The organism is Cellulosimicrobium sp. SH8, from assembly GCF_025818875.1.
Classification (GTDB): domain Bacteria; phylum Actinomycetota; class Actinomycetes; order Actinomycetales; family Cellulomonadaceae; genus Cellulosimicrobium; species Cellulosimicrobium cellulans_D.
On sequence record NZ_JAMXMH010000003.1, the window covers coordinates 310,830 to 335,055 of the forward strand.

The window sequence follows — 24,226 nt, forward strand, 5'->3', positions numbered from 1 at the left end:
CGACACGGTGAGCGGGGCGGTGCGGTCGGCCGGGCGCGCGCGGGATACTGTCCTGATGAACAGCCTGCGCTCCGCGCCGACCCTGGACGAGGTGGCCCAGACGGCGGGTGTCTCGCGCTCGACCGCGTCGCGCGCGATCAACGGCGGCCTGCGCGTGTCGCCCGAGGCCCAGGCGGCGGTCGACGCCGCCGTCGCCCAGCTCGGCTACACGCCCAACCGTGCCGCCCGCTCCCTCGTGACGCGCCGCACCGACTCGATCGCCCTCGTGGTCCCCGAGCCGGACGAGCGCATCCTCACCGACCCGTTCCTCGCGGGCACGATGCGCGGCGTCAGCGCGGCGCTCGGCGGCACGGACCTGCAGCTCGTCCTGCTGTTCGCGCGGCCCGACGAGCAGCCGGGCCGCATCGTGCGGTACCTGAGCAGCGGGCACGTGGACGGCGCGATCGTCGCGTCGCACCACCGCGACGACGAGCTCGAGGAGGCGCTGCTCGCGGCCCGGCTGCCCGCCGTGTTCGTCGGGCGGCCGTTCCGACCGACGCCCGACCTCCTCTACGTCGACGTCGACAACGTCGAGGGCGGCCGTCTCGCGGCACGTCGGCTCGTCGAGGCGGGTCGCCGCCGCATCGCGACGATCGCCGGCCCGCAGGACATGACGGCCGGCGTCGACCGGCTCACGGGCTGGCGCGAGGTGCTGCAAGGCGCCGGCCTGCCCGACGACGCGGTCGAGATCGGCGACTTCGCCGTCTCGGGCGGTGCGGCGGCGATGGAGCGCATCCTCGCGACGCACCCGGACGTCGACGGCCTGTTCGTCGCCTCGGACCTCATGGCCGAGGGTGCGCTGCGCGTCCTCGCGGCGCACGGGCGCGACGTGCCGCGCGACGTGTCCGTGGTCGGGTTCGACAACCTCGCGACCGCCGCGTCGACCGTCCCGCCCCTCACCACGGTCCAGAACCCGATGGTCGAGATGGTGCGCGGTGCGACCGACCTCCTGCTCGAGCTCGTCGGGGGGCGTGGGGACGAGATCGCGTCGCAGGTCCTCTCTCCCGAACTCGTCGAGCGCGACTCGGTCTGACCGGCGACGGCCAGGCCTGCCACGGACCCGGTCGCACCGACCCCGTGGCGGCGTGGGTGGGCGACCGTAGCCTGAGGTCGTGAACCCGTCCTCGGCTCCCCCGACCACGGTCTCGCGGGTCGACGTCCTCACCGCGCGCTGGCACGCCCAGCAGCTCGACCGGGCGCCGGGCACGGCTGCCGCGGCCGGCGACGTCGCCGTGCTCGACCTGGGCGTGCAGGACACGGGCCCCGACGGCGCCGCCTGGGCCCTCGCCGTCCGCGGCGCCCCGGCCGTCGCGCCGGGCACCCTGCCGCCGGACCTCGCCCTCGCGTGGACCCTGCGCGGCGCGCCGCACGTCTACCGTCGCGCGGACCTGGGCGACGTCGCCGTCGCGACCGCCCCGCTCTCCGAGGCCGACGCCGCCAAGCGGGTCTTCGACGCGAGCAAGCCCCTGCGCGCTGCGGGCCTCGGCGTGCTCGACGCTCTGCGCACGCAGGCGCGGCTCGAGCGCGAGATCGTCGTCGAGCCGACCGTCAAGGGGGACCTCTCGACGCGGCTCACGCAGCGCCTCCCCGAGCCGCACCTGCGCTGGTGCCGGTCGTGCGGCGCGACGCACAGCTACGAGCAGACGTTCCGTCTCGCGGCGCTCCAGGCGGGGCTCGAGCTCGAGCCCGGCACGTCGCCGCCGGTGCTGCGGCGGGTACCGGGCCTCGACCCGCCGGTCTACGGTCGGCTCGGGGTCGAGGCCGAGCCGCGGCTCGACGTCGTGCGCGGCTACCTGCGCTTCTTCCCCGCCGCGAGCGTGAAGGACGTCGCGGGGTTCCTCGACGCGCCGGTCAAGGACGTGCGGGACCGCTGGCCCGACGACGCGGTGCGCGTGGAGATCACCGACGCCGATCCCGGCGCGCGCCCGGTCGAGCGCTGGGCGCTGGACGACGACGTCGAGCAGCTCGCGGGCGCCGCGGCGCGGCGCCGGGACGCCCGCGCGGGGGCCGGCACTCCCGTCGTCCGGCTCGTGGGCCCGTACGACCCGTACCTCCAGCTCCGCGACCGCGCCACGCTCGTGCCCGACGCGGCGCGCGCCCAGGACCTGTGGCGCGTGCTCGGACGGCCCGGAGCCGTGCTCGCCGACGGCGAGGTCGTCGGGACCTGGCGGCCCCGCGCGTCGGGGCGGCGGCTCACGGTGCTCACCGATCCGTGGGTGTCGTGGGACGCCGGGCTCGCGGACGCCGTCGGCGAGCAGGCCCAGCGCCTGCGCGCGTTCCGCGACGCGGCCTCGGTCACCGTCGCCCCGCCCGGCTGACCGAGCGCCCTGGTCACGCGAGGGAGAGGCCCGGTCCGCCGAGGTAGAGCGCTGGCCCGTCGAGTGAGAGGCCCGTCGTGACCGGGCCCCCTCGCTCGGCGGCGACACAGGCTCAGCGCTTGACGTGGCCGTACCGGTGCGTGGTGCGGCTGACGGCCTGCTCGTGCAGGACCGTGAGCAGCTCACGCCGGCCGCTCGCGACGACGGGGTGGTCCAGGACCGTGACCTCGCCGACGCGCTCGGCGGCGGCCTCGTGCAGCCCGGGCGCCGACCCGACCACGCGGACGCGACCCCGGACCGCGCCCGACGCGACGCGGCGCGCGAACTCGTCGTCGCTCACCGCGGCGTCACCGGACGACGGCACGACCACCGCCGGGACGCCCGCCGTCCGCGCGGCGTGCAGCACGCGCTCGACCTCGACCGGGAGCGCGTCCGCGCCGACCCGCACCGTGAGCACGTCGACCGGGCGATAGCGGAACACGTTCGACTCGACGTGCAGCCCCGACGGGTCGTGCTCCGCGGAGAGCTCCCGCTCCCACCACCGCGCGTCGTCGGCCTTCGCCCACGCGAGCCACGCCTCGGGCGCGGCCTCGCGCGCGGGCGGCCCGGCGTCGGGCGCGGCGGGCCCGGCGGCAGGGGTGTCCGACGACGCGCCCGGGCCCCCGTCGGCGCCCGCGCCCGTCGCGTCGGCCCAGCGGCCGAGCTGCGCCACGTAGTTCGGCCCGCCCGCCTTGGCGCCCGGCCCGACGGCCGACTGCTTCCAGCCGCCGAACGACTGGCGCTGCACGATCGCGCCGGTGATGTGCCGGTTGACGTAGGCGTTGCCGACCTGGACGGCGTCGAGCCAGCGCGCGACCTCGGCGTCGTCGAGGCTGTGGATCCCGCCGGTGAGCCCGAACGGGACGGCGTTCTGCAGCGCGATCGCCTCGTCGAGCGTGGGGGCGGTCATGATCCCGAGGACGGGACCGAAGTACTCCGTGAGGTGGAACGGCGACCCGGGTGCGACGCCCTCCTTGAGGCCGGGCGTCCAGAGCCGGCCCTCCAGGTCGGGCCCACCGTCCAGCGGCCGCGGCCGCACGAGCCACGACTCCCCCGGCTCCAGCGTCGTCAGCGCGTGCAGGAGCTTGCCCGAGGCGCGCTCGGTGAGCGGGCCCATCGTCGTCGCGACGTCGGTGGCCGGACCGACCGCGAGCGAGCGCACCGCGTCCACGAGCTGGCGCCGCACGCGCCGCCCCGTCTCGGTCCGCGGGTCGCCCGCCGAGCCGACGAGGATCGCGAGCGACGCGGCCGAGCACTTCTGCCCCGCGTGCCCGAACGCCGAGCGCACGAGGTCCGCGACCGCGAGGTCGAGGTCCGCCGACGGTGTGATGACGAGCGCGTTCTTGCCCGACGTCTCGGCGAGCACCGGTCGCGACGGCTTCCAGCGCGCGAAGAGCTGCGCGGTCTCGATCGAGCCCGTGAGCACGACGCGCGCGACGTCGTCGTGCGTCACGAGGCGCGTCCCGAGCTCGTCGTCGGGGACGCGGACGTACTGCACGACCTCGGTGACGGACCCGGCGTCCAGGCCCGCGAAGTCCCCCGGCGACGCCGCGACGGCGTCGCGCAGGCCCGCGTGGATCGCCTCGACCGCCACCTCGAGGCAGCGCGGCGTCGGCGGAGCGGGCTTGGCGAGCACGGCGGACCCGGCCGCGACCGCCGCGAGGACCCCGCCGACGGGGATCGCGACGGGAAAGTTCCACGGTGGCGTGACGAGCGTGACGCCGTCGGGCGTGAACCGGGCGCCGGGCACGTGCTCCAGCTCCTCGGCGGAGCGCGCGTAGTAGCGCGCGAAGTCGACGGCCTCGCTCACCTCGGGGTCGGCCTCGGCGACGGTCTTGCCCGGCTCGTGCACCATCGCGGCGACGAGGTCGGTGCGCGCCTCCTCGAGCCGCCGGGCGACGGCGCGCAGCGCGGCGGCGCGGGCGGTCGGGGCGACCCGCGCCCACGCCGCGGTCGCGCGCACGGCGGTCGCGACGGCGTCGTCCACCTGGGCGGTGGAGGTGAGCTCGGGCGTGCGCACGGCCACGAACCCGGAGTTCGGGCCGGTCACGCGCCGCGCCCACTCACGCGCGGCGGCGACGGCGGGATCGGTGTCGGCGGCATTCACGAAACCGCCCCCGCCGAACCCGGGATCCGTCCCCACGTCGGTCGGCTCCTGGGGAGCGACCCCGGGCTCGACGGCGGAGCGGGGCCGGCGGCGCGGTGTCACGTCGGTCTCGGCGTAGTGCACGCCGTGGCGCACGGACGCGCGGAACGCGGCCTCCTGGCGCTCCATCGGGCTGCCCGCGGGGGCGCCGCCGTCCGCGAACATGGCGTGCAGGAAGTTCTGCTCGGCCGCGTTCTCCTCCAGGCGGCGCACGAGGTAGGAGATCGCGACGTCGAAGTCCTCGTCGCGCACGACGGGCGTGTACAGCACGACGCGCCCGCCGCGCCCCGTGTGCGGGCCGGCCTCCACGCGGTCGGCCGCGACCTCGTCGCGCACGGCGCGCGCCTCGCCAGGAGCCATGCCCTGCAGCATCTCGACGTCGAGCGCGTGGCTCACGCCGCGGGCCCGGCCGAGCAGCACGGCGAGCGCGACGTGGAACAGGTTGTGGCTCGCGACGCCGATCCGCACCGCGTCCGTGCGGGGCCCGCGCAGCGCGTGGTCGAGCAGGCGGACGTAGTTCGCGTCGACGTCGGGCTTGGTCGGGTACGGCGCCTGCGGCCACCCGTGCAGCTCGGCCTCGACGGCCTCCATCGCGAGGTTCGCGCCCTTGACGAGGCGGACCTTGATCGGCGCTCCCCCGGCGGCGACGCGCTCGGTCGCGAACCGCGTGAGCCCGTCGAGCGCGCCGAGCGCGTCGGGCAGGTAGGCCTGGAGCACGATCCCGGCCTCGAGGTCGTGCAGGTCGTCGTGCGCGAGGATCTCGCGGAAGACCGCGGTCGTGAGCGCGAGGTCCTTGTACTCCTCCATGTCGAGGTTGAGGAAGACGCCGTGATCGCGCGCCGCGCGGTAGAGCGGCAGGAGCCGCTCGACGACGCGCTCGCACGACCCGTCGAGGTCCCACGTGACGAGCTGCGACGCGACGGACGACACCTTGACGGACACGTAGTCGACGTCGGGACGCCGCACGAGCGCGAGCGTGCGCTCGAGCCGCGCGTCCGCCTCGGCCTCGCCGAGCACGGCCTCGCCGAGCAGGTTGACGTTGAGCGCGTAGCCCTCCGCCCGCGTCCGGGCGAGGTGCGGGCCGAGGCCGCGCCCGGCGTCGGCCACCAGGTGCCCCACGAGCTGGCGCAGGCGCACGCGCGCGGCCGGCACGACGACGCGCGGCAGCACGGGCGCGACGCCCGCCCCGACGCGCAGGAGCGTCCGGTCGACCGGGCCGAGGAACGAGCCCGCGCGCCCCGCGAGCTCGCCGAGGCGGCCGAGCGCCCGTGCGGCGACATGCACGTCCTGGGGGCGCGCGACGTCGTCGACGAACCGGACCGCGAGCTCGAGGCCCGTGGGGTCGGAGACGAGCGCGCCGAGCCGCTCGGCGGTCCTGCGCGCGCGGGCGTCACCGGCACCTTCGCTGGCGGCGAGCCAGCGACCGGCCAGGGCGACGGCCTCCTCGACGAGGTCTTCCGGGGAGGTGAGGGTCGTGTCGCCGACGGCTCCGGGGGTGGGGAGCGGCCGGGCGGGCGCGTCGTTGCTCATCCCTCCAGGGTGCCTCGGGTCGCCGTGACTCGTCTTGTACGATCCGGGGCGACATGGCACCCGTCCGCGACAACCTGTGGCCCGAGGGCGCGGCGCTCCTCGCCGCCCTCAGCCCCGCCATGGTCGCGCTCATGGACGAGCTGCCGGACACGATGTTCTGCGCCAAGGACGTCACGGGCCGGTACGTCGCGGTCAACCCCGTGTTCGTCGCGCGGACGAACGAGCGTTCGCGCCGCGCGGTGCTGGGCCGACGGGCTCGGGACCTGTTCGTCCCGCAGCTCGCCGAGCGCTACGAGCAGCAGGACGCCGAGGTGCTGCGCGGGCGCGCGCTGCGCGGCGAGCTCGAGCGCATCCGGCGGCTCGGCGGCACGTCGGGCTGGTTCCTCACGTCCAAGCTTCCCGTGCACGACGACGCGGGCCACCTCGTGGGGATCGTGTCCGTCTCGCACGACCTGCGCGCGGGTGCGGCCGACGACGCGACGATGGACTCCCTCGCCGCGCTCGTCGCGGCGGTGGAGGCCGACCTCGGGGCCCGCTGGACGACGGCACGGCTCGCCGAGGCCGCGCGATCCACGCCCGCGGTGCTCGACCGACGCGTACGGCGCGTGTACGGCGTCACGCCGCGCCAGCTCGTCCTGCGCACCCGCATGGACCACGCGACCCGGCTCCTCGCGGGGTCCTCGGTGTCGATCGGCGAGGTGGCGGCCGAGAGCGGCTTCTACGACCAGCCGTCGTTCACCCGCACGTTCGCGCGCCTCGCCGGCGAGACCCCGGCCCAGTACCGCCGCCGCACCCGCCGCTGACCGCCCGCGCCCTGCCGCCGAACCCCGGTTCTCTCCTCACCGTCTGCCGGTCCTGGGGAGAGATCCAGGGCTCGGCGAGGACCCGGTGAGGGCCGCGCGGTGGCGGGCGGCGGCGTCGGGCACGGAGACTGGCGGCATGACCTCCGTAGACTCACCAGGCCCCGTCCCGACCGTCGACCTGCCCGGCGGCGCGATGCCGCTGCTCGGGCTCGGGACCTGGCAGTCCGAGGGCGACGACGCGTACCGCGCCGTGCGCCACGCGCTCGACGTGGGCTACCGGCACGTCGACACCGCGACGGGCTACGGCAACGAGGCGCAGGTCGGACGCGCGCTCGCCGACTCGTCCGTCGACCGCGCCGACGTGTTCGTCACGACCAAGCTCCCGCCCGACGCCGCAGGCCGGGAGCGCGAGACGCTCGAGGCGTCGCTGCGCGACCTCGGCACGGACCACGTCGACCTGTGGCTCATCCACTGGCCGCCGGCGGGCGAGGCGTCGCCGTGGGTCTGGGAGCGGTTCGTCGAGCTGCGGAACGAGGGCAAGGCGCGGTCGATCGGGGTGAGCAACTACTCGGTCGAGCAGGTGGACGTCGTCTCGGAGCAGGTCGGCGAGACGCCCGCCGTCGACCAGATCCCGTGGAGCCCCGCCGACTACGACCACCGTCTGGCGCACGAGCTCGCGCAGCGCGGCGTCGTGCTCGAGGGGTACAGCCCGTTCAAGCGCACCGACCTCGAGGCGCCGGTGCTCGCCGAGGTCGCGGCCGCGCACGGCGTCACGCCGACCCAGGTCGTGCTGCGCTGGCACCTCGACCACGGGTTCGTCGTCATCCCCAAGTCGGTGACGCCGGAGCGCATCGAGGCGAACTTCCAGGTGACCGGGTTCAGCCTCTCCGCGGACGAGCTCGCGGCGATCGACGCGCTGGGGCACCGCCGGGGCGCGTGAGCGGCGAGCGGCCGCTCCGGAGGTAGCGTGACCCTCGGTGCCGCACACCCCCGCGGCACCGAGGAGAACCTCGAACCGGAGGAACCGTGACGACGACGTCCGTGCCGCCCACCCTCACGAGCGGCGATACCACCACCCCGCACCACCCCGCCCCGACCCCGCAGACGACCCCCGCCTCCGCCCTCGACACCGCGCACGCGCAGCTCGCCGGCGCGGTCGGCTTCCTCGGCTACGACGACGGCCTGCACGAGATGCTCGCGACGCCGCGACGCGAGGTGAACGTCGCCGTCCCGTTGCGGCGCGACGACGGCCGCACCGTCCTCTTCCACGGCTACCGGGTGCAGCACAACGTCTCGCGCGGCCCGGGCAAGGGCGGGCTGCGCTACTCCCCGAGCGTCGACGTCGACGAGGTCCGCGCGCTGGCCATGTGGATGACGTGGAAGTGCGCCATCGTCGACCTGCCCTACGGCGGGGCGAAGGGCGGCGTCGCGATCGACCCGCGCTGCTACTCCGAGGCCGAGCTCGAGCGCGTCACGCGCCGCTACACGTCGGAGATCATGCCGGTCATCGGCCCGGAGCGGGACATCATGGCGCCCGACATGGGCACCAGCGAGCAGACCATGGCGTGGGTCATGGACACCTACTCGGTCAACCAGGGCTACACGATCCCGGCCGTCGTGACCGGCAAGCCGATCACCGTCGGCGGCTCGCTCGGGCGCACGACGGCGACCAGCGCGGGCGTCGTGCACGTCACCGCCGCGGCGCTCGACGAGGCGGGCGTGGCGCTGTCCGACGTGAGCGTCGCGATCCAGGGCTTCGGCAAGGTCGGGTCGCACGCGGCCGCGATCTTCGCGGCGCGCGGGGCGCGCGTCGTCGCCGTGTCCGACCAGTACGGGGGCGTGCACGACCCGGACGGGCTCGACGTGCGCGCCCTGCTCGAGCACGTCGCCGCGACGGGCAGCGTGGTCGGCTTCGACCGCGCCGACCCCGTCGACAACGACGCGCTGCTCGCGCTCGACGTCGACGTCCTGGTCCCCGCCGCGGTCGAGGGCGTGCTCGACGGCGACACCGCCCGCACCGTGCGCGCGCGCTGGGTCGTCGAGGGCGCCAACGGCCCGACGACCGCCGAGGGCGACCGCGTGCTCGCCAAGAACGGCGTGACGGTCGTGCCGGACGTGCTCGCGAACGCGGGCGGCGTCGTCGTCTCCTACTTCGAGTGGGTGCAGGCCAACCAGGCGTACTGGTGGACCGAGCAGGAGATCGGCGAGAAGCTCGAGCACCGCATGCTGCACGCGTACGACGAGGTCGCGGGCCTCGCGCGCCGCGAGGAGCTGAGCCTGCGTGACGCCGCGCTCGTCATCGGCGTGCAGCGCGTCGCCGAGGCCCACCAGATCCGCGGCCTCTACCCCTGACGCGGCGGACTGCCCGGCGCGCGGGTCAGGCGCGCGCCGGGCGGGTCGCGGCGACGACCGCCGCGACGAGCGCGACCGCGGACGCACCGACGGCCGCCCACGCGACGGCGGTGTCCACGAGCTCGCCCTGGAACCTGGCGACGGCGATCCACGCGAGGCCCCAGGCCACGGCGAGGCCGATCCCGAGCGCGAGCGCACGGCGCCCTGAGGCGAACGCGGCCCACGCGACCGACAGCGCGGCGGCGAGCACGACGAGCACGACCGACCAGCCCGTCGCGCCGAGGCCGAGGTCTCCCGCGCGCGCGTCCGCGAGCGCCGCCGCGACGTTCGCGAGCGTCGCGACACTGACCCAGCCGGTGTAGAGGCCCATGGTCCCGTCGAGCACGACGGCCTGCGCCGTCGACTCGGGCCGCCGCCGTACCAGCCGCACCACGACCACGGCGTTCACGGCGAGCAGGGCCGCGATGACGACGACGCTGAGCGGGATCCATCCGGCCTGCACGACGCCGATCCACGCGGCGTTGAGGACCATGGACGCGAGCACCCACCACGCCGTCGCGCGCAGCCGCTGGCTCGTCGCGTGCCGCGGCAGCACCTGGTAGACGGCGAATGCGAAGAGGCCGAGGTAGATCACGGACCAGATGCGGAACGCCGGGTTGTCGGGCGCGACGGGCGTCGCGGTCGACGACAGCGCTCCCCCGGCGGTCTGCTCGACGGCGGTGCCGCCGAACGCGCCCGCCCCGTACGCCGCGGCACCGGCGGCGACGAGCGAGCCGACGAGGACGACGACCTGGCGGACCCGGTCGGAGGGAACGGGTGCGGGGACGGCGCCAGCGGGGACGGCTGCGGTGGTCATGCTCCACCGTCGCATCGATCAGCATGCTGAGCATCTGGGGAGGGGTCGGTGGACGGGACTGGTGCCCCGGGCACGCGTGCCACTATGCTCCGGCGCCAGACCGCCGCGCGGATGCGGCGCATCGTGAGAGGCACGCCCATGACCACGACCCTGCGCGCCGCGCTGTCGGTCCTCCTCCTCGTCGGCTTCTACGTCCTCGCGCTCGGCGCCGTCGTCGGCCTCGGGGCCGCGACCGTCTGGGCGTTCTCGGAGCACGCGGGCGGTGGTGCCGCGAAGCTCGGGTTCTTCACGATCGTCGTCGCCGTGGGCCTCGTCGTCGCGCTCGTGCGCGTCGCCAGGGCGGAGAAGCAGGGTCCGGGCGGGGTGCCGCTCGCGGAGCGCGACGCGCCCGAGCTCTGGGCCACGGTCCGCGAGCTCGCGCAGGTGGCGGACACGCGCGCGCCGGACGAGATCCGGCTCGTCGCCGACGTCAACGCAGCGGTCGGCGAGGACACGCGCCTGCTCGGGCTCGTCGGCGGGACGCGGCGCCTCTACCTCGGCGTCCCGCTGCTGCAAGGACTGTCCGCGTCCCAGCTCCGCTCGGTCCTCGCCCACGAGCTCGGCCACTACTCCCGCTCGCACACGCGTCTCGGCCCCCTCGCCTACCGGGGCCGCGAGGCGATCATGGCGACGGTCGGGCAGCTCCGGGGGAACGTCGTCGGCTGGCTGCTCAAGCAGTACGCGAAGCTCTACGTCCTCGTCTCGGCAGCGGTCAGCCGGCGCCAGGAGCTCGAGGCGGACGAGCTGTCCGTGCGCGTCGCGGGTCGCGCGACCGCCCAGGCAGCGCTGCGCGAGGTCCCGGTGATCGACGCCGCGTGGGGCTTCTACACGGGCCAGTACGTCGGGCTCGGCTGGGAGCACGGCCTCGCCCCGACTCCGGCGGGCGTCTTCGGGGGCTTCGACGAGCTCCTGCGCGGCCGGGCCGGCGACCTCGCCGAGCTCCGGTCCGACGACGCGCCCGCCGAGCAGTCCGCGTGGGACACGCACCCGTCGATCGCCCGGCGCGTCGCCGCGATGGACAGCATGCCTGACGGCGGCACGCTCGCCACGGACGAGCGGCCCGCCACCGCCCTCGTCCCGGGCTTCGCGACGTGGGCCGAGCGCGTCGCGGTCGAGGAGGTCGCGTTCGGGACGCGCGCGCAGCTCCCGTGGGACGCGCTCGTCGCCGCGGCGATGCCCATCCACGACCAGCGCACCGCGGACACCCTCTACCGTGCGGTCGGCCGTGCCGCGGGCCGCCCGCAGGGCGACCTGGGGACGCTGCTCGACCTCCTCGGCGCCGGCCGCCTCGACGCGGTCGCGCGCGACCTCGTGCCGGGGGCACCCGCCGCCGAGGCGCGCGAGGCGATCACCGGCGCGATCTCCTCGGCGCTCGCGGCAGCGGCCGTCCGTTCCGGCGCGGCGCGGTGGCGCGCGTCGTGGACGGGACCGGCGACGCTCGAGACCCCCGACGGCACCGTCCTCGACCTGGCGGAGGTCGCGCGCCTCGCGGCCGACCCCGCGACCACCGCGGAGGCCCGCGCCCGGCTGGACGCCCTCGGCATCGACGTCGCGGGCGCGGTCCAGCAGACCGCGCAGGCGACCGCGCACGGCGGCGACGTCGTCGGTGGCCTCGCGAACGTCAAGGTGGACGGGGCGTACCACGACGTCCTGGTGCTGGACGTGGGGCTGATCCTGGCGCCCTGCCCCAAGAAGACGGAGGGCGGCAAGGCGCGCCTCGTGGAGCTCCTGCGCTCGGCGCCCGTCGCCGACCTCGCCGCACGGTACCGGTACGTCCCCTACGAGCAGATCGCCGCGGCGGCGATCCGCAAGGTCACGCCCGCGCGCGTCGACCTCACGCTGCACGACGGCACGACCCTCACGCTCCACGAGACGTGGTCGGGCGAGCGGCTCACCAAGGACAGCGACGAGGCGCTCGTCGCGCACGTCGCGCCCTACGTCCGCGAGGGCGAGCCGGACGCCGTCCCCGCGGGCTGAACCAGCGCCGTCGGGCCACCGCCCACCGCCCCGCCGACCTCGCCCCCGCCCCCCACCGAGAACGACCCTGCGCGCCGTCGAGAACGACTCTGGTGTCGCTATCCCTCGGATAACGACACCAGAGTCATGTTCGGCGGGTTGGGGTGGGTCAGGCCAGGGGCTGGCGGTCCGCCCACGCCGTGAGCGTCGTGCGCGGGCCCGTGAAGAACGGGACCTCCTCGCGCACGTGGCGGCGGGCCTCCGTGGCGCGCAGCTCGCGCATGAGGTCGACGATGCGGTGCAGCTCGTCGGCCTCGAACGCGAGGATCCACTCGTAGTCGCCGAGCGCGAACGACGCGAGGGTGTTGGCCCGCACGTCCGGGTAGTCCTTCGCCGCGAGGCCGTGGTCGCGCAGCATGGTGCGGCGCTCGGCGTCGGGCAGCAGGTACCAGTCGTAGGAGCGCACGAACGGGTAGACGGACAGGTAGTCGCGGGGCGCCTCGCCCGCGAGGAACGCGGGCACGTGCCCCCGGTTGAACTCGGCCGGGCGGTGCAGGGCCGCGTTCGACCAGACGGGCTCAAGGTGCGCCCCGAGGCCGCTCGCGCGCAGGCGCTGGTAGGCGCCCTGGACGGACTCGATCGTCGGGCCGTGCCACCACACCATGAGGTCGGCGTCCGAGCGCAGCCCGGCGACGTCGTACCAGCCGCGCACGACGAGGTCGCCGTCCGTGGCGGCCGGGTCGTCACCGCCGCCGACGGCGGTCAGCGTGTCGGCCACGAGGCCCGCGCGCTCTTCCGCGTCGGCGGGCAGCGGCGCCGCCGACGCGAAGACGGACCACATCGCGTAGCGGATGGTGGTGTTGATCTGCTCGTGGTCCGCAGGTACGCGCGCGGCGTCGTTCATCGGGGGTTCCTCTCGGGTCCGTGCGGGGTCTTCGCGGGGCTCAGCTGTGGACGTCCGTGCTGCACAGCGCGGGGACGCCGCTCGGCTCCCCGTCGCGACGCAGGCAGCAGCCGGGCGCGCACACCGAGCGGAAGGCGGGCAGGCTGCCGACGGTGGCCTCCGCGACGGCCTCGCCCCGGGCGAGCGCGGCGCGCTCGACGAGCAGGTCGACGAGCCCGCGCACGAACGGCTCGCGCGTGCTCACGGTGCCCGCGCGGACCGCGGTCATCCCGAGCCCCGTCGCGGTCTCCATCGCCTCGGTGTCGAGGTCGTAGGCGACCTCCATGTGGTCGGAGACGAAGCCGATCGGCGACAGCACGACGTCGCGGACGCCGTCCTGCGCGAGGGCTTCCAGGTGGTCGTTCACGTCGGGCTCGAGCCACGGCTGGCTCGGCGGGCCCGACCGCGAGCAGTACGCGAGGTCCCACGCCACCTCGTGACCGAGGCGCGCCGACACCTCGCCGACGATCACCCGCGCGAGGTCGAGGTGCTGCTCGGAGTACGTCGCGTGCGAGACGCGCGACGCCACCTCCATCGTGTCCGGGATCGAGTGGGTGACGAACACGAGCCGTGCGGCCGCGCCGTCGCCGCCCTTCTCCGCGAGCGCCGCGTAGCCGTCGAGCACCGCGTCGACGTTCGCCTGCGCGAAGCCCGGGTGGTTGAAGTAGGAGCGCACCTTGTCGAACTGCACGCCCGTCGAGCCGTCGGGGCCGAGCTGGCCGCGACCGTCGAGCACGACCGCGAGGTCCTCGCGGTACTGGCGGCAGCCCGAGTACGACGAGTACGCCGACGTCACGAGCGCGACCGCGTTCTTCGCGCCCCTCTCCTCGAGCTCGTCGATCGCGTCGGTCGTGTACGGCGCCCAGTTGCGGTTGCCCCACACGACCGGCAGGTCGACGCCGCGGCGCGCGAGCTCGGCCTCGAGCGCCGCCTTCAGCGCGAGGTTCTGCTCGTTGATGGGGCTCTTGCCGCCGAAGCCGTAGTAGTGCTCGCCGACCTCCTCGAGGCGCGAGTCCGGGATGCCCTTGCCCGCGGTGACGTTGCGCAGGAACGGCACGACGTCCTCGGGCTTGTCGGGCCCGCCGAACGAGTAGAGCAGGAGCGCGTCGTAGGGGCGCAGGTCGGGGGTGGGACCGGGGTCGACGTCGCTCGTGGGGTCGATGGCAGGCTCAGCGGGCGCAGCGGCCCGGCCCGTGTCGGCAGCGACGTCCTGGGGGGAGAACGGGGGCATGCTCCCGATCATGGCACCTGCTCCGGGGCCCGCCCGTCGGGAAACGGACCGGGCGGACGTGACATTGACGGGACAGAGTGTCACCTCGTCCAGGTGGCTTCCCGCGGCCCCTAGACTCGGCCTCGCTCGCTCCTCGGGCCGGGCACCGGGCGCCGTCGCCCGCCGCGCAGAGCCGCCCGAGCCCGACCACGTGGAGGTGGAGCGGTGCCGCTCCCGGAGATCACCGAGCGCGTGGCGCTCACCCTGCCCGACGGGAGCCTCGACCGCCGGTCGGTCGGCTGGGCGCGGCAGCCGCTCGTCGACACGTCCGGCGTGGCACGGGACGGCCACCGCCGCTGGAGCCGTCACCGTGGCCGGAACAAGCGCTGGGAGTACTGGGGGGTCGTCACCCCGACGCACGTCCTCGCGCTGACCGTCTCGTCGCTCGACTACGCGGCCGTGCACGAGGTGTGGGTGCTGGACCGGGAGTCGGGCCGCACGTGGGGCGAGGCCGCGACCGTCGTCCCGGCGCGCGGCGTCGAGCTGCCCGGCTCGCTCGGCGACGGTCCCGCCCGCGCACGGGCGAAGAACCTCGCGATCGACCTCGACGAGGTCGACGGCGGGACGCGCCTGCGCGCCCGGACGCGCGACGTCTCGTTCGACGTCGTCGCCGAGCTGCCGCCCGGGCACGAGCGGCTCGCCGTCGTCGTGCCGTGGAGCGACTCGCGCTTCCAGTACACGGTCAAGGACGTCGCCCGCCCGGCGCACGGCACGCTGTGGGTCGACGGCCGGACGGTCGACGTCCCCGCCGGGTCGTCGTGGGCCGTCCTCGACCACGGCCGCGGGCGCTGGCCCTACGACGTCCGGTGGAACTGGGGCGCGGGCTCGGGCGAGAGCCACGGGCGGGTCGTCGGGATCCAGGTCGGGGGTCGGTGGACGGTCGGCACGGGCTCGACCGAGAACGCGATCTCGCTCGACGGGCGGATCCACCACCTCCCCGACGAGCTCGTGTGGGACTACGACCTCGCCGACCCGCACCGGCCGTGGCGCGTCACCGGCGGCGGGCTCGACGCGACGTTCGAGCCGTTCCACACGAAGGTCACGCGGACGCACCTCGGCGTCGTGTCGTCGTCGACCGACCAGTGCTTCGGGACCTGGTCGGGCACGTTCACGCCGTCCGACGGCGGCCCGTCGGGGGCGGGCACGGCCGAGCCGGTGCGGTTCGACGGGCTCGTCGGCTGGGCCGAGGAGGTCCACAACCGCTGGTGAGCGCGGCGCGCCTCCGCCCCGCTTGCCAGTGCCCGGGGCGTGCCTAGCGTGGGGACGATCCGGCGGCACCGACGCCGTCGGGCGCGGCCCGCGCGCGACGGCGAACCCGTCCCCTCCGCGGCCGTGCCGGCACCGGCAGCGACGCCGGTGGGAAGGGGAAGCTCATGCAGTCACGACGAGAACGGCTCCGCGCGGGCACGACGGGGGTCGCGGCGGCGGCGGCGCTCGCGCTCCTCCTGCCGTTCGGCGGGAGCGAGCGCGGTGCCGGCCAGGGCCACGTCCAGGGTCAGGGCTACGGGAACGATCGGGCACGCAACGTCATCTTCATCCAGGGCGACGGGCTCGGCCTGTCGCACCGCGAGCTGATCCGGCTCGCGACGGTCGGCAAGGACGGGCAGCTCGCGATGGACTCGCTCGAGCACGCCGGCTGGACCACCACGGACTCGGCCGACCCCGAGGAGGCCGTCACGGACTCCGCTGCGGGCGCGACCGCGTTCGCGTCCGGGGTGCGGACGTACAACGGGGCGGTCGGCGTCGACGTCGACGGGAACCCGGTCCCGACCCTCCTCGAGGCGGCCCGCGGCGCGGGCAAGGCCACCGGTCTGGTCACGACGGCGCAGGTCACCGACGCGACGCCCGCGGCGTTCGGGGCGCACGTGCCCGACCGCGGCGACCAGAGCGAGATCGCGCGCCAGCTCCTCGAGAGCTCGCGGCCCGACGTCGTGCTCGGCGGCGGCGAGGACTGGTGGTTCCCGGCGGGCGACCCGGGCGCGTGGGAGGACAACCCCGCGAAGGACCCGACCGAGCAGAGCAAGGGCACGAAGGGGAACCTCGTCGAGCGCGCGCAGGACCTCGGCTACACGTACGTGAGCGACGCCGACGGGCTCGCGGACGCGCGCGGGCGCAAGCTGCTCGGCCTGTTCGCCAACGAGGAGATGTTCGAGCAGCGCAACGAGGGCGAGGGCGACCTGTACGAGCCGGAGATGCCGCTCGTCGACATGACGGCCAAGGCGCTCGACGTGCTGTCGCGGGACCGTGACGGGTTCTTCCTGCTCGTCGAGGAGGAGGCGGTGGACGAGTTCGCGCACCGCAGCAACGCGACGCGCACGATCCAGGCGGGGCAGGCGCTCGACGAGACCGTCGCGCTCGCGCTCGACTTCGCGACGAAGAACCGGGGCACGCTCGTGCTCGTCGTGGGTGACCACGCCACGGGCGGGCTCGCGATCGAGAACGTCGACCCGGAGGACGAGAGCGGCGACGGCGCGACGACCGAGGACGGCCCGTTCGACCTCGCCGGCTCCGACCTGCAGTTCACGGTCGACTGGACCACGGGCGGCCACACCGGCGAGGCCACGCCGATCACCGCGCAGGGGCCGGGCGCCGAACGGCTCGCGGGCGCGCAGCGCAACACCGACGTCCACGACGCCGTCCTGCGCGCGATGCAGGGCCGGGGCCGCGGCTGAGCACGACCCTGCGCGCGGTCGAGAACGACTTTGGTGTCGTTATCCGCGGGATAACGACACCAAAGTCGTGTTCGGCAGCGGACCGAAGGTCAGCCCTTGACCGCTCCGCCGAGGCCCGCGCCCTGGAGGAACATGCGCTGGAACACCAGGAACAGCGCGACCGGGATGAGCGTGGAGATCGCGAGGGCCGCGAGGAACACGCCGAGGTCGGTCGACGCCTCGATGGACGGCAGGCGCACGGACAGCGGCTGGATCGCCGGGTCCTTGAGGACGAGCAGCGGCCAGAGGAAGTCCTTCCACGCCGCGATGACCGCGAACACCGAGACGACGCCGATGATCGGCTTGGACATCGGCAGCACGACCGACCAGAACAGCCGGTACGGCCCCGCGCCGTCCATGCGCGCCGCCTCGAACACCTCGCGCGGGAGGCTGTCGAAGAACCGCTGGACCAGCAGCACGTTGAACGCGCTCGCGCCCGCCGGCAGCCACACGGCCCAGAAGCTGTTGATGAGCGACCGGCCCAGCAGCGGCGGGTCGAGGATCGTCAGGTACAGCGGGACGAGCAGGACGATCGCCGGGACGAACATGGTCGACAGGACGAGCGCCTGCACGACCTTCCCGTACCGGGGCCGCAGGACGGACAGCGCGTAGCCGCCCGTCGTCGCGACGATGATCTGCGACGCCCACGACCCGACCGCGAGCCAGATCGTGTTGAGGAAGTACCGGCTGACCTGGACGTCGTTCCACGCCTTGTCGAGGTTGTCCCACGCGATGCCGTTCGGGAAGATCGCCATCGGGGTGCGCAGGATGTCCTGCGTCGGGGTGACGGCGTACTTGGCGAGCAGCAGCATCGGCCCGAGGCCCGCGACGACGAGGATCACGAGCAGGAGCACGTGCGTGCTCCCCATCCCCCACCGGATGGACGGGCGGCGCCAGTCCGCCTCGGAGAGCGCGCCGCGGTCCTCGACCCCGTCGAGCACCTTGCGACGCCGCGCGCGCACCTTGCGGCGCTCGGACTCGCGGCGGTTGCGGCTGGCCTCGGCGGCGCGACGCGAGGTCCCTGCGGGGTCGTCGACAGCGTCCGTCGCGGCCGCGGAGTCCTGCGAGACGACGCCGATCTCGCTCGGGTTGTCGGTGGGCGAGAGAGTCATGACGTGCTCCAGGACCGGGTGAGCCGGAAGTAGAGGATCGAGAAGACGGCGAGGACGGCCGCGAGCATGATCGACAGCGCGGTCGCGGCCCCGTAGTCGCCGCCGAGGCTGTTCTGGAAGGCGTAGCGGTAGATGAGCAGCAGGATCGTGAGCGTCGCGTTGTTCGGCCCGCCGCCCGTGAACAGGTAGGGCTCGAGGAAGACCTGTGCCGTGCCGATCACCTGGAGGATCAGCGTGATGAACAGGACGCCGCGCAGCGCCGGGAGCGTGACGTGCCAGATCTTGCGCCACAGCCCCGCGCCGTCCACCTCGGAGGCGTCGTAGAGCTCGGGCGGCACGCTCGTCAGGGCGGCGAGGTAGATGATGATCGTCCCGCCCGCGCCGGCCCACGTGGCGGCGAGCACGAGCGACGGCATCGCGGTCGAGGCGTCCTGGAGCCACGGGTACGGGCCGAGCCCGACCCAGCCGAGGATCGTGTTGAACACGCCCGTCGGGCTGCCGTTGTAGAAGAACTTCCACAGCAGCACGGCGACGACCGGCGGCACGACGACCGGGAGGTAGGCGAGCGCGGAGTACAGCCCGCGCGCCCGGCGGACCTCGCGCATGAGCACCGCCGCGATCAGCGGGATCGGGTACCCGAACAGCAGGGCGAGGAACGCGAAGTACAGCGTGTTCTTCACGGCCTTCCACAGGAGCGGGTCGTTCAGCACCTGGCGGAAGTTGTCGAGCCCGACGAACGTCGGGTCGCTCACGAGGTTGGTCTCCTGGAAGCTCATGATCACCGCGCGCACGATGGGGAACCACGAGAAGACGCCGAAGATCAGGATGAGCGGGAGCAGGAAGACGAGGTTGCTCAGGCCGCCGCCACGGAACCACGTCACGGGGCTGCGGCGTCGGCCGTCGCGGTCGGCCCGCGCGTGGGAGGCGGGTCCCCGTCGCGGCGGGGCGGTGGTGGCGGTCACGGGCGAACGTCCTTCGGTGCGGTGGGAGGTGCCCGACGACGCGAGGTGCGTCGCGCCGTCGGGCACCGGTGGGGTACGGGTCGGCCGGCAGGGGGCGCTGCCGGCCGACCCGGGTCTGCGGGCCGCGCGGCCCGGTGCGGACCGCGCGACCACGGGCGTCAGCCCTGGTCGAGCAGGGCCTGCGCCTCGGTGTTCGCCTGCTCCAGCAGGGCGTCCACGTCGGCGTTCTCGTCCGTCAGGACCGCCTGGACGACCGGGTCGAGCAGGGCGTAGATCTCCTGCGTCTTCTGCGACGGCTCACCGACGAGCGGCAGGTCGAACATCGTGTCCGTGTAGCTCGTCATCTGGTCGAGCGGCACGTTGATGAAGTCCTTGATCCACTCCTGGTTCTGCTCGTACTGCTCCTGGGAGAACATCGGCAGGACCGGGGTGCCCACGGGCTGGTCGTTCGCGACGAGCGTCTCGGCGTCCGCGACCGCGCGCTTCTCGTCGACGAGCTTGGCCAGGTAGAAGAAGTCGATCCACTTGATGGCGGCCTCCTTCTTCGACTCGTCCACGTTGGCGGGCATCGCGGCGAGCGTGCCGCCCGTGAGGACGCCGGCGTCGTCGCCCTCGAGCGGCAGCGCGGCGAGGCCGTAGGTGGACTGGTCGAGGTCGTTCGTCTGCACCAGCGACGTGAAGACGTCCGAGCCCGACGTGTACATCGCGACCTGGCCGGCGGCGAACGCCTGGTTCATCGTGCCCCAGTCGAGGAGGAAGTTGCTCCCGAGGGAGTTGTCCTCCCAGCGCATGGCCTTGAGCCACTCGAGCGCTTCCTTGGTGCCGTCGTTGGTGAGCGTGGACGTCGCCGTGCCGTCGTCCGCGACCTCCTGCGTGCGGCCGCCACGGGCGAACGTGTTGACCGTGAGCTGCCAGCCGCCGGTGTTGTTCTGCGACATCTGCATGTAGCCCGCCACGCCGGGGTTGGCGTCCGCGATCTTCTTCGCGTCCTCGCGGACCTCGTCCCACGTGGTCGGCGGCTGGTCGGGGTCGAGCCCGGCGGACTCGAACAGCGCGCGGTTGTAGTGCAGGCCCACGCCGTACACGTTCTTCGCGGGGATCGCGTAGACGTGGCCGTCGGCGCCCGTCCCGGCCTCGATGATCGCCGGGTTGAACTTGTCGGCGTAGGGCAGGGTGCGGAACTGCTCGTCGAGGTCGGCGAGCTGGCCGTTCTCGACGAGCGTCTTCGCGTCGGTGAACGGGATCTCGAAGACGTCGGGCAGCGTGCCGCCGGCGAGCTGGGGGGCGAACGTCGTCGCCTTCCACTCGTACTCCTCCGGCACGATGTCGATGTCCGGGTTCGCGGCCTCGAACTCCTCGACCTGCGCGTTGAAGGCGTCGATCGCCTCCTGCTCGGAGCCCGGGAGGAGGGAGACCACCTTGAGGGTGACCTTCCCGTCGCCGTCCGAGCCGCTGGTCTCGTCGTCGCTGCCCGAGCCGCCGCTCGAGCACGCGGCGAGCGTGCTGATCGCGAGCGCCCCCGCGAGGGTGAAGGCGATCGCCTGACGTGTGGACTTCATCGTCACTCCTGTGTTCCGGTGGTGCTGGGTGGGTGTGCTGGGTGGGTGCTGGGTGTCCGGGCCGACCGGCTCGCGGCCCGGGGACTGGTGGCGGTCAGGCCTGACGGCTCGTGCGCGGCGTCATGCGCGCAGCCAGACCGCGGTGTCGGGGGCGAGGCGCGTCGGCGGCTCCGACGCGTCCGCCCCGTGCGGGGTGCCGCTGTGGAGCAGGACCTCGGCGTCCGCGGGCAGCGGCACGTCCTCGGCCCCGAGGTTGACGACGCACGTGACCGCGCGGTCGTCGTCGCCGCGGGTGTCCTCGCGGACGAAGGCGAGCACGTCGTCGCCGAGCGCGACCCCGCCGAGGGAGTCGAGCCAGCGGAACGTCTCGCCGTGCAGCGCGGGCTCCGCGCGTCGCGTCGCGAGGACGCGGCGGTAGAGCGCGAGCATCGACGTCTCGTCGTCGGCCTGCGCCTCGACGGAGACCTCCCCCCAGCCCGCGGGCTGGGGCAGCCACGGCTGCGCGCCGCCGTCGGGCCCGAACCCGTTGCTCGTGCCGCCGCGCGTCCACGGGAGAGGGACGCGGCAGCCGTCACGACCGGGGTCGACGCCGTCGGAGCGGAAGTGCATGGGGTCCTGGATCGCGGCGAGCGGCAGGTCCTCGACCTCGGGCAGGCCGAGCTCGTCGCCCTGGTAGAGGTAGAGCGACCCCGGCAGCGCCGCGGACAGCAGCGCTGCCGCGCGGGCCCGACGGCGCCCGGTCTCCAGGTCCGTCGGCGTGCCGAAGCGCTTGGTCGCGAACGCGAACGAGCTGTCCTCGCGGCCGTACCGCGTCACGGGACGCGTCACGTCGTGGTTCGAGAGCACCCACGTCGCGGGCGCCGCGACCGGGGCGTGCGCGTCGAGCGTCGTCTGGACCGACTCGCGCAGCGCCTTCGCGTCCCACGGGCGCGCCATGAAGTCGAAGTTGAACGCCGTGTGCATCTCGTCCGGGCGCAGGTACTGGGCGAACCGCGCACGGTCCGCGAGCCACACCTCGCCCACGAGCACGCGCGGCTCCTCGTAGGAGTCGGCGACGGCGCGCCAGCCGCGGTAGATGTCGTGCAGCTCGTCGCGGTCGACGTGCGGGTGCTCGCCCGGTCCGGGGTGGGCCGGGACCTCGGGCAGCGCCGGGTCCTTGACGAGCTGGGCCGCGGAGTCGATGCGGATGCCCGCGGCGCCACGGTCGAACCAGAACCGCAGGATGTCCTCGTGCTCGCGGCGCACGTCGGGGTGGTTCCAGTTGAGGTCCGGCTGCTCGGGCGCGAACACGTGCAGGTACCACTCGCCGGGCGTGCCGTCGGGGTTCGTCGTGCGCGTCCACGTGCTGCCCTGGAACTCCGAGACCCAGCGCGTCGGGATCTCGGACCCGTCCTCGCCCTTGCCCGGGTGGAACCAGAAGCGCTCGCGCTCCGGCGACCCGGGGCCGGCGGCGAGGGCGGCCTTGAACCACTCGTGCTCGGACGAGACGTGGTTGGGGACGACGTCGATGATCGTGCGGATCCCGAGCTCGCGCGCCTCCGCGATGAGCTGCTCCGCCTCGGCCAGCGTGCCGAACTGGGGGTCGATCGCGCGGTAGTCCGCGACGTCGTAGCCGCCGTCCGCGAGCGGGGACACGTACCAGGGGGTGAACCAGATCGCGTCGACCCCGAGGTCGCGCAGGTAGGTGAGGTGCTGGCGCACGCCCGCGAGGTCGCCCGTGCCGTCGCCGTTGCCGTCCGCGAAGCTGCGCACGTACACCTGGTAGATCACGGCGCTGCGCCACCAGTCGGGCGACGCCGCCCCCGGCGCCCGCACCGCCTGCGCGAGGGTCGCGTCGGGGGTGGGTTCGCCGTCGGCGACTCGGGGGTGATCGTTGCTCACCGCGTCCTCTTCCGTGAGTTCGTGGGCTGCACGTGCCGGGGCCGTGCCTCGCCTGCTGCTGCGCACTGCGTTCCATCCGACCGGGTGGGGTTCCCGGGACGGCCGTCGTGCACCGGGTGCCGACCGCGCCGTCGTGGACGACTGTAACTAGACGACAGGATGCGCGCAAGAATCCGACAGTGTCGTTATCGAAACGCTATCTCTCGACGTCGAGAGACTTACGACGACTTGCGGAAGCCTCTGCGAGGCAGACTGCCCCCGCCGACGACGCGTCCCGACGGCGTCGAACCCGGGCTCTCTCCCCACGCACGGGCACGGGTCAGGAGCGATCCCGGGTTCGACGTCGACGCGAAGGGCACGACGACGAGGGCCCCGTCCGGCCTGAGCGGCCGGGGCGGGGCCCTGGAGGAGTGGGGGTGCCGTCTAGGAGGCGGTGGCCTCGCGGCCGGCGGCGTGCGCCGCGGCGGTCGAGCCGCGCACGACGAGCTCGGGCTCGAACAGGAGCTCGTCGCGCGAGACGTCGGCACCCGCGATCATGCTCGCGAGCAGGTCGACGGCCGCCCGGCCCATGGGCTCGATGGGCTGGCGGACCGTGGTCAGCGCCGGGTCGGTGGAGTTCATGAGGTTCGAGTCGTCGTAGCCGACGACGGACACGTCCGTCGGGACGTCGAGACCCGCGCGCCGGACCGCGCGCACGGCACCGAGGGCGAGCGGGTCGCTCGCGCACACGATCGCCGTCGCGCCGGCCTCGAGCAGCCGGTTCGCGGCGGCCTGCCCGCTCTCGAGCGAGTACTGGCTGTGCACGACGAGGGTCGGGTCGAGGACGTGCCCCTGCCGCTCGGCGAACGTCTGCGCCGCGGCGAGCTTGCGCTCGGACGGCACGTGGTCCGCCGGCCCGAGCAGCAGGCCGACCTTCTCGTGGCCGAGCGAGAGCACGTGGCCGAGCGCCTGGTTCATCGCGACGAGGTCGTCGCACGAGACGCGCGGGAAGTCGAGGTCCTCGATCGAGGCGTTCATGAGCACGACCGGCAGCCCGAGCTTCTCGAGCCGGCGGAAGTGCGCGTGGTCGGCCAGGCGCTCCGCGTAGAACCCGCCCGCGAAGATCACGCCCGACACGTGCTGGCCCAGGAGCAGGTCGATGTACTCGGCCTCCGTGACGCCGCCCGCGGTCCGCGTGCACAGCACCGGCGTGAAGCCCTGCTGCGCGAGCGCGCCGCCGATGACCTCGGCGAACGCCGGGAAGATCGGGTTGACGAGCTCGGGGAGCACGAGTCCCACGAGGCGTCCGCGCTCGCCCCGCAGCTTGGTCGGCCGCTCGTAGCCGAGCACGTCGAGCGCGGTGAGCACCGCGTCGCGCGTCGCCTGCGACACGCCGGGCTTCCCGTTGAGCACGCGGCTCACCGTGGCCTCGCTGACACCGACCTTGGTGGCGACCTCCGCCAGACGTCTCGACATGCCGTCGACTATACGCGCCGCTGCAAGCCGCTTGCGTGAATCCGGGGCGAGCGAACGCATGCTTGCGTCCGTGGGCACGTGCGAGGTCCGCGCCGGGCGCATGGCCCTGCCGAACCCGACAGGAAGGCCGCGGGGTCGCTCATTCTGACCGCCATGTCGTTCTCGGCGCAGGTCGGGGCGCGAGCGGGGCGGGGCGGCGACCGAGCCGGCGCGGGGTGGGTGGGGAGTCGGCGGCGGTAGCGGCTAGGCTCGTTC

Annotated in this window: 17 protein-coding genes; 8 read left to right on the forward strand and 9 right to left on the reverse strand. The window is 74.4% G+C overall.

Annotated features, from left to right (window positions below; all coding sequences use genetic code 11):
• Positions 1-55 precede the first annotated feature (55 nt).
• Together NF338_RS06305 and NF338_RS06310 are read left to right on the forward strand one after the other, a co-directional pair.
• Positions 56-1,072 (forward strand): LacI family DNA-binding transcriptional regulator, encoded by a 1,017-nt coding sequence (locus NF338_RS06305; RefSeq protein ID WP_264029989.1) that lies wholly within the window; start codon positions 56-58, stop codon positions 1,070-1,072.
• A 79-nt stretch (positions 1,073-1,151) separates the two neighbouring features.
• Positions 1,152-2,357: a winged helix DNA-binding domain-containing protein gene (locus tag NF338_RS06310; RefSeq protein WP_264029990.1), complete on the forward strand. Its 1,206-nt coding sequence runs from the start codon at positions 1,152-1,154 to the stop codon at positions 2,355-2,357.
• A gap of 112 nt (positions 2,358-2,469) precedes the next feature.
• Here the strand turns inward: NF338_RS06310 and NF338_RS06315 are convergent, their stop codons facing one another.
• Entirely contained in the window at positions 2,470-6,072 is a 3,603-nt protein-coding gene (locus NF338_RS06315; RefSeq protein ID WP_264029991.1) for a bifunctional proline dehydrogenase/L-glutamate gamma-semialdehyde dehydrogenase, read from the reverse strand.
• Between the two features lie 53 nt (positions 6,073-6,125).
• On the opposite strand from NF338_RS06315, the gene NF338_RS06320 reads away from it, so the two are divergent.
• The 3 genes from NF338_RS06320 (at position 6,126) to NF338_RS06330 (ending at position 9,227) form a co-directional block, all read left to right on the forward strand.
• Positions 6,126-6,875 carry a helix-turn-helix transcriptional regulator gene (locus NF338_RS06320; protein WP_264029992.1) on the forward strand — a complete coding sequence of 250 codons (750 nt, stop codon included), beginning with the start codon at positions 6,126-6,128 and terminating at the stop codon, positions 6,873-6,875.
• Between the two features lie 136 nt (positions 6,876-7,011).
• Positions 7,012-7,815, forward strand: a complete 804-nt coding sequence (locus NF338_RS06325; protein ID WP_264029994.1) for an aldo/keto reductase — start codon at positions 7,012-7,014, stop codon at positions 7,813-7,815.
• An 86-nt stretch (positions 7,816-7,901) separates the two neighbouring features.
• On the forward strand, positions 7,902-9,227 hold the full coding sequence (locus NF338_RS06330; protein ID WP_264029995.1) for a Glu/Leu/Phe/Val family dehydrogenase: 1,326 nt from the start codon (positions 7,902-7,904) through the stop codon (positions 9,225-9,227).
• Positions 9,228-9,252: 25 nt separating this feature from the next.
• On the opposite strand, the gene NF338_RS06335 is transcribed toward NF338_RS06330, so the two are convergent.
• Complete coding sequence (locus NF338_RS06335; RefSeq protein ID WP_264029996.1) at positions 9,253-10,083, reverse strand: tryptophan-rich sensory protein; 831 nt, start codon at positions 10,081-10,083, stop codon at positions 9,253-9,255.
• Positions 10,084-10,221: 138 nt separating this feature from the next.
• Between NF338_RS06335 and NF338_RS06340 the strand changes: the two genes are divergently transcribed.
• Entirely contained in the window at positions 10,222-12,099 is a 1,878-nt protein-coding gene (locus tag NF338_RS06340; RefSeq protein WP_264029997.1) for a M48 family metallopeptidase, read from the forward strand.
• 148 nt (positions 12,100-12,247) lie between these two features.
• On the opposite strand, the gene hemQ is transcribed toward NF338_RS06340, so the two are convergent.
• Both hemQ and NF338_RS06350 read right to left on the reverse strand, forming a co-directional pair.
• A complete protein-coding gene (gene hemQ / locus NF338_RS06345) occupies positions 12,248-12,982 on the reverse strand; it encodes a hydrogen peroxide-dependent heme synthase (RefSeq protein WP_264029998.1) in 735 nt (244 codons plus the stop codon).
• 40 nt (positions 12,983-13,022) lie between these two features.
• Positions 13,023-14,252: a ferrochelatase gene (locus NF338_RS06350; RefSeq protein WP_264029999.1), complete on the reverse strand. Its 1,230-nt coding sequence runs from the start codon at positions 14,250-14,252 to the stop codon at positions 13,023-13,025.
• Positions 14,253-14,456: 204 nt separating this feature from the next.
• On the opposite strand from NF338_RS06350, the gene NF338_RS06355 reads away from it, so the two are divergent.
• Together NF338_RS06355 and NF338_RS06360 are read left to right on the forward strand one after the other, a co-directional pair.
• The gene (locus NF338_RS06355) at positions 14,457-15,500 is read left to right on the forward strand and encodes a DUF2804 domain-containing protein (protein ID WP_264030000.1); all 1,044 of its coding nucleotides are present in this window, start codon (positions 14,457-14,459) and stop codon (positions 15,498-15,500) included.
• Positions 15,501-15,664: 164 nt separating this feature from the next.
• Positions 15,665-16,963, forward strand: a complete 1,299-nt coding sequence (locus tag NF338_RS06360; protein ID WP_264030001.1) for an alkaline phosphatase — start codon at positions 15,665-15,667, stop codon at positions 16,961-16,963.
• Between the two features lie 89 nt (positions 16,964-17,052).
• On the opposite strand, the gene NF338_RS06365 is transcribed toward NF338_RS06360, so the two are convergent.
• From NF338_RS06365 to NF338_RS06385, 5 genes are all read right to left on the reverse strand, one after another.
• Positions 17,053-18,114: a carbohydrate ABC transporter permease gene (locus NF338_RS06365; RefSeq protein WP_264030002.1), complete on the reverse strand. Its 1,062-nt coding sequence runs from the start codon at positions 18,112-18,114 to the stop codon at positions 17,053-17,055.
• Positions 18,111-19,076: a carbohydrate ABC transporter permease gene (locus NF338_RS06370; RefSeq protein ID WP_374615002.1), complete on the reverse strand. Its 966-nt coding sequence runs from the start codon at positions 19,074-19,076 to the stop codon at positions 18,111-18,113. Before NF338_RS06370 ends, NF338_RS06365 begins: the two co-directional genes overlap by 4 nt.
• A gap of 158 nt (positions 19,077-19,234) precedes the next feature.
• Positions 19,235-20,635 carry an ABC transporter substrate-binding protein gene (locus NF338_RS06375; RefSeq protein ID WP_264030003.1) on the reverse strand — a complete coding sequence of 467 codons (1,401 nt, stop codon included), beginning with the start codon at positions 20,633-20,635 and terminating at the stop codon, positions 19,235-19,237.
• Positions 20,636-20,755: 120 nt separating this feature from the next.
• Positions 20,756-22,450, reverse strand: a complete 1,695-nt coding sequence (locus NF338_RS06380) for a glycoside hydrolase family 13 protein (RefSeq protein WP_264030057.1) — start codon at positions 22,448-22,450, stop codon at positions 20,756-20,758.
• Positions 22,451-22,939: 489 nt separating this feature from the next.
• The gene (locus NF338_RS06385; RefSeq protein WP_412846243.1) at positions 22,940-23,971 is read right to left on the reverse strand and encodes a LacI family DNA-binding transcriptional regulator; all 1,032 of its coding nucleotides are present in this window, start codon (positions 23,969-23,971) and stop codon (positions 22,940-22,942) included.
• Between the last annotated feature and the right edge of the window lie 255 nt (positions 23,972-24,226).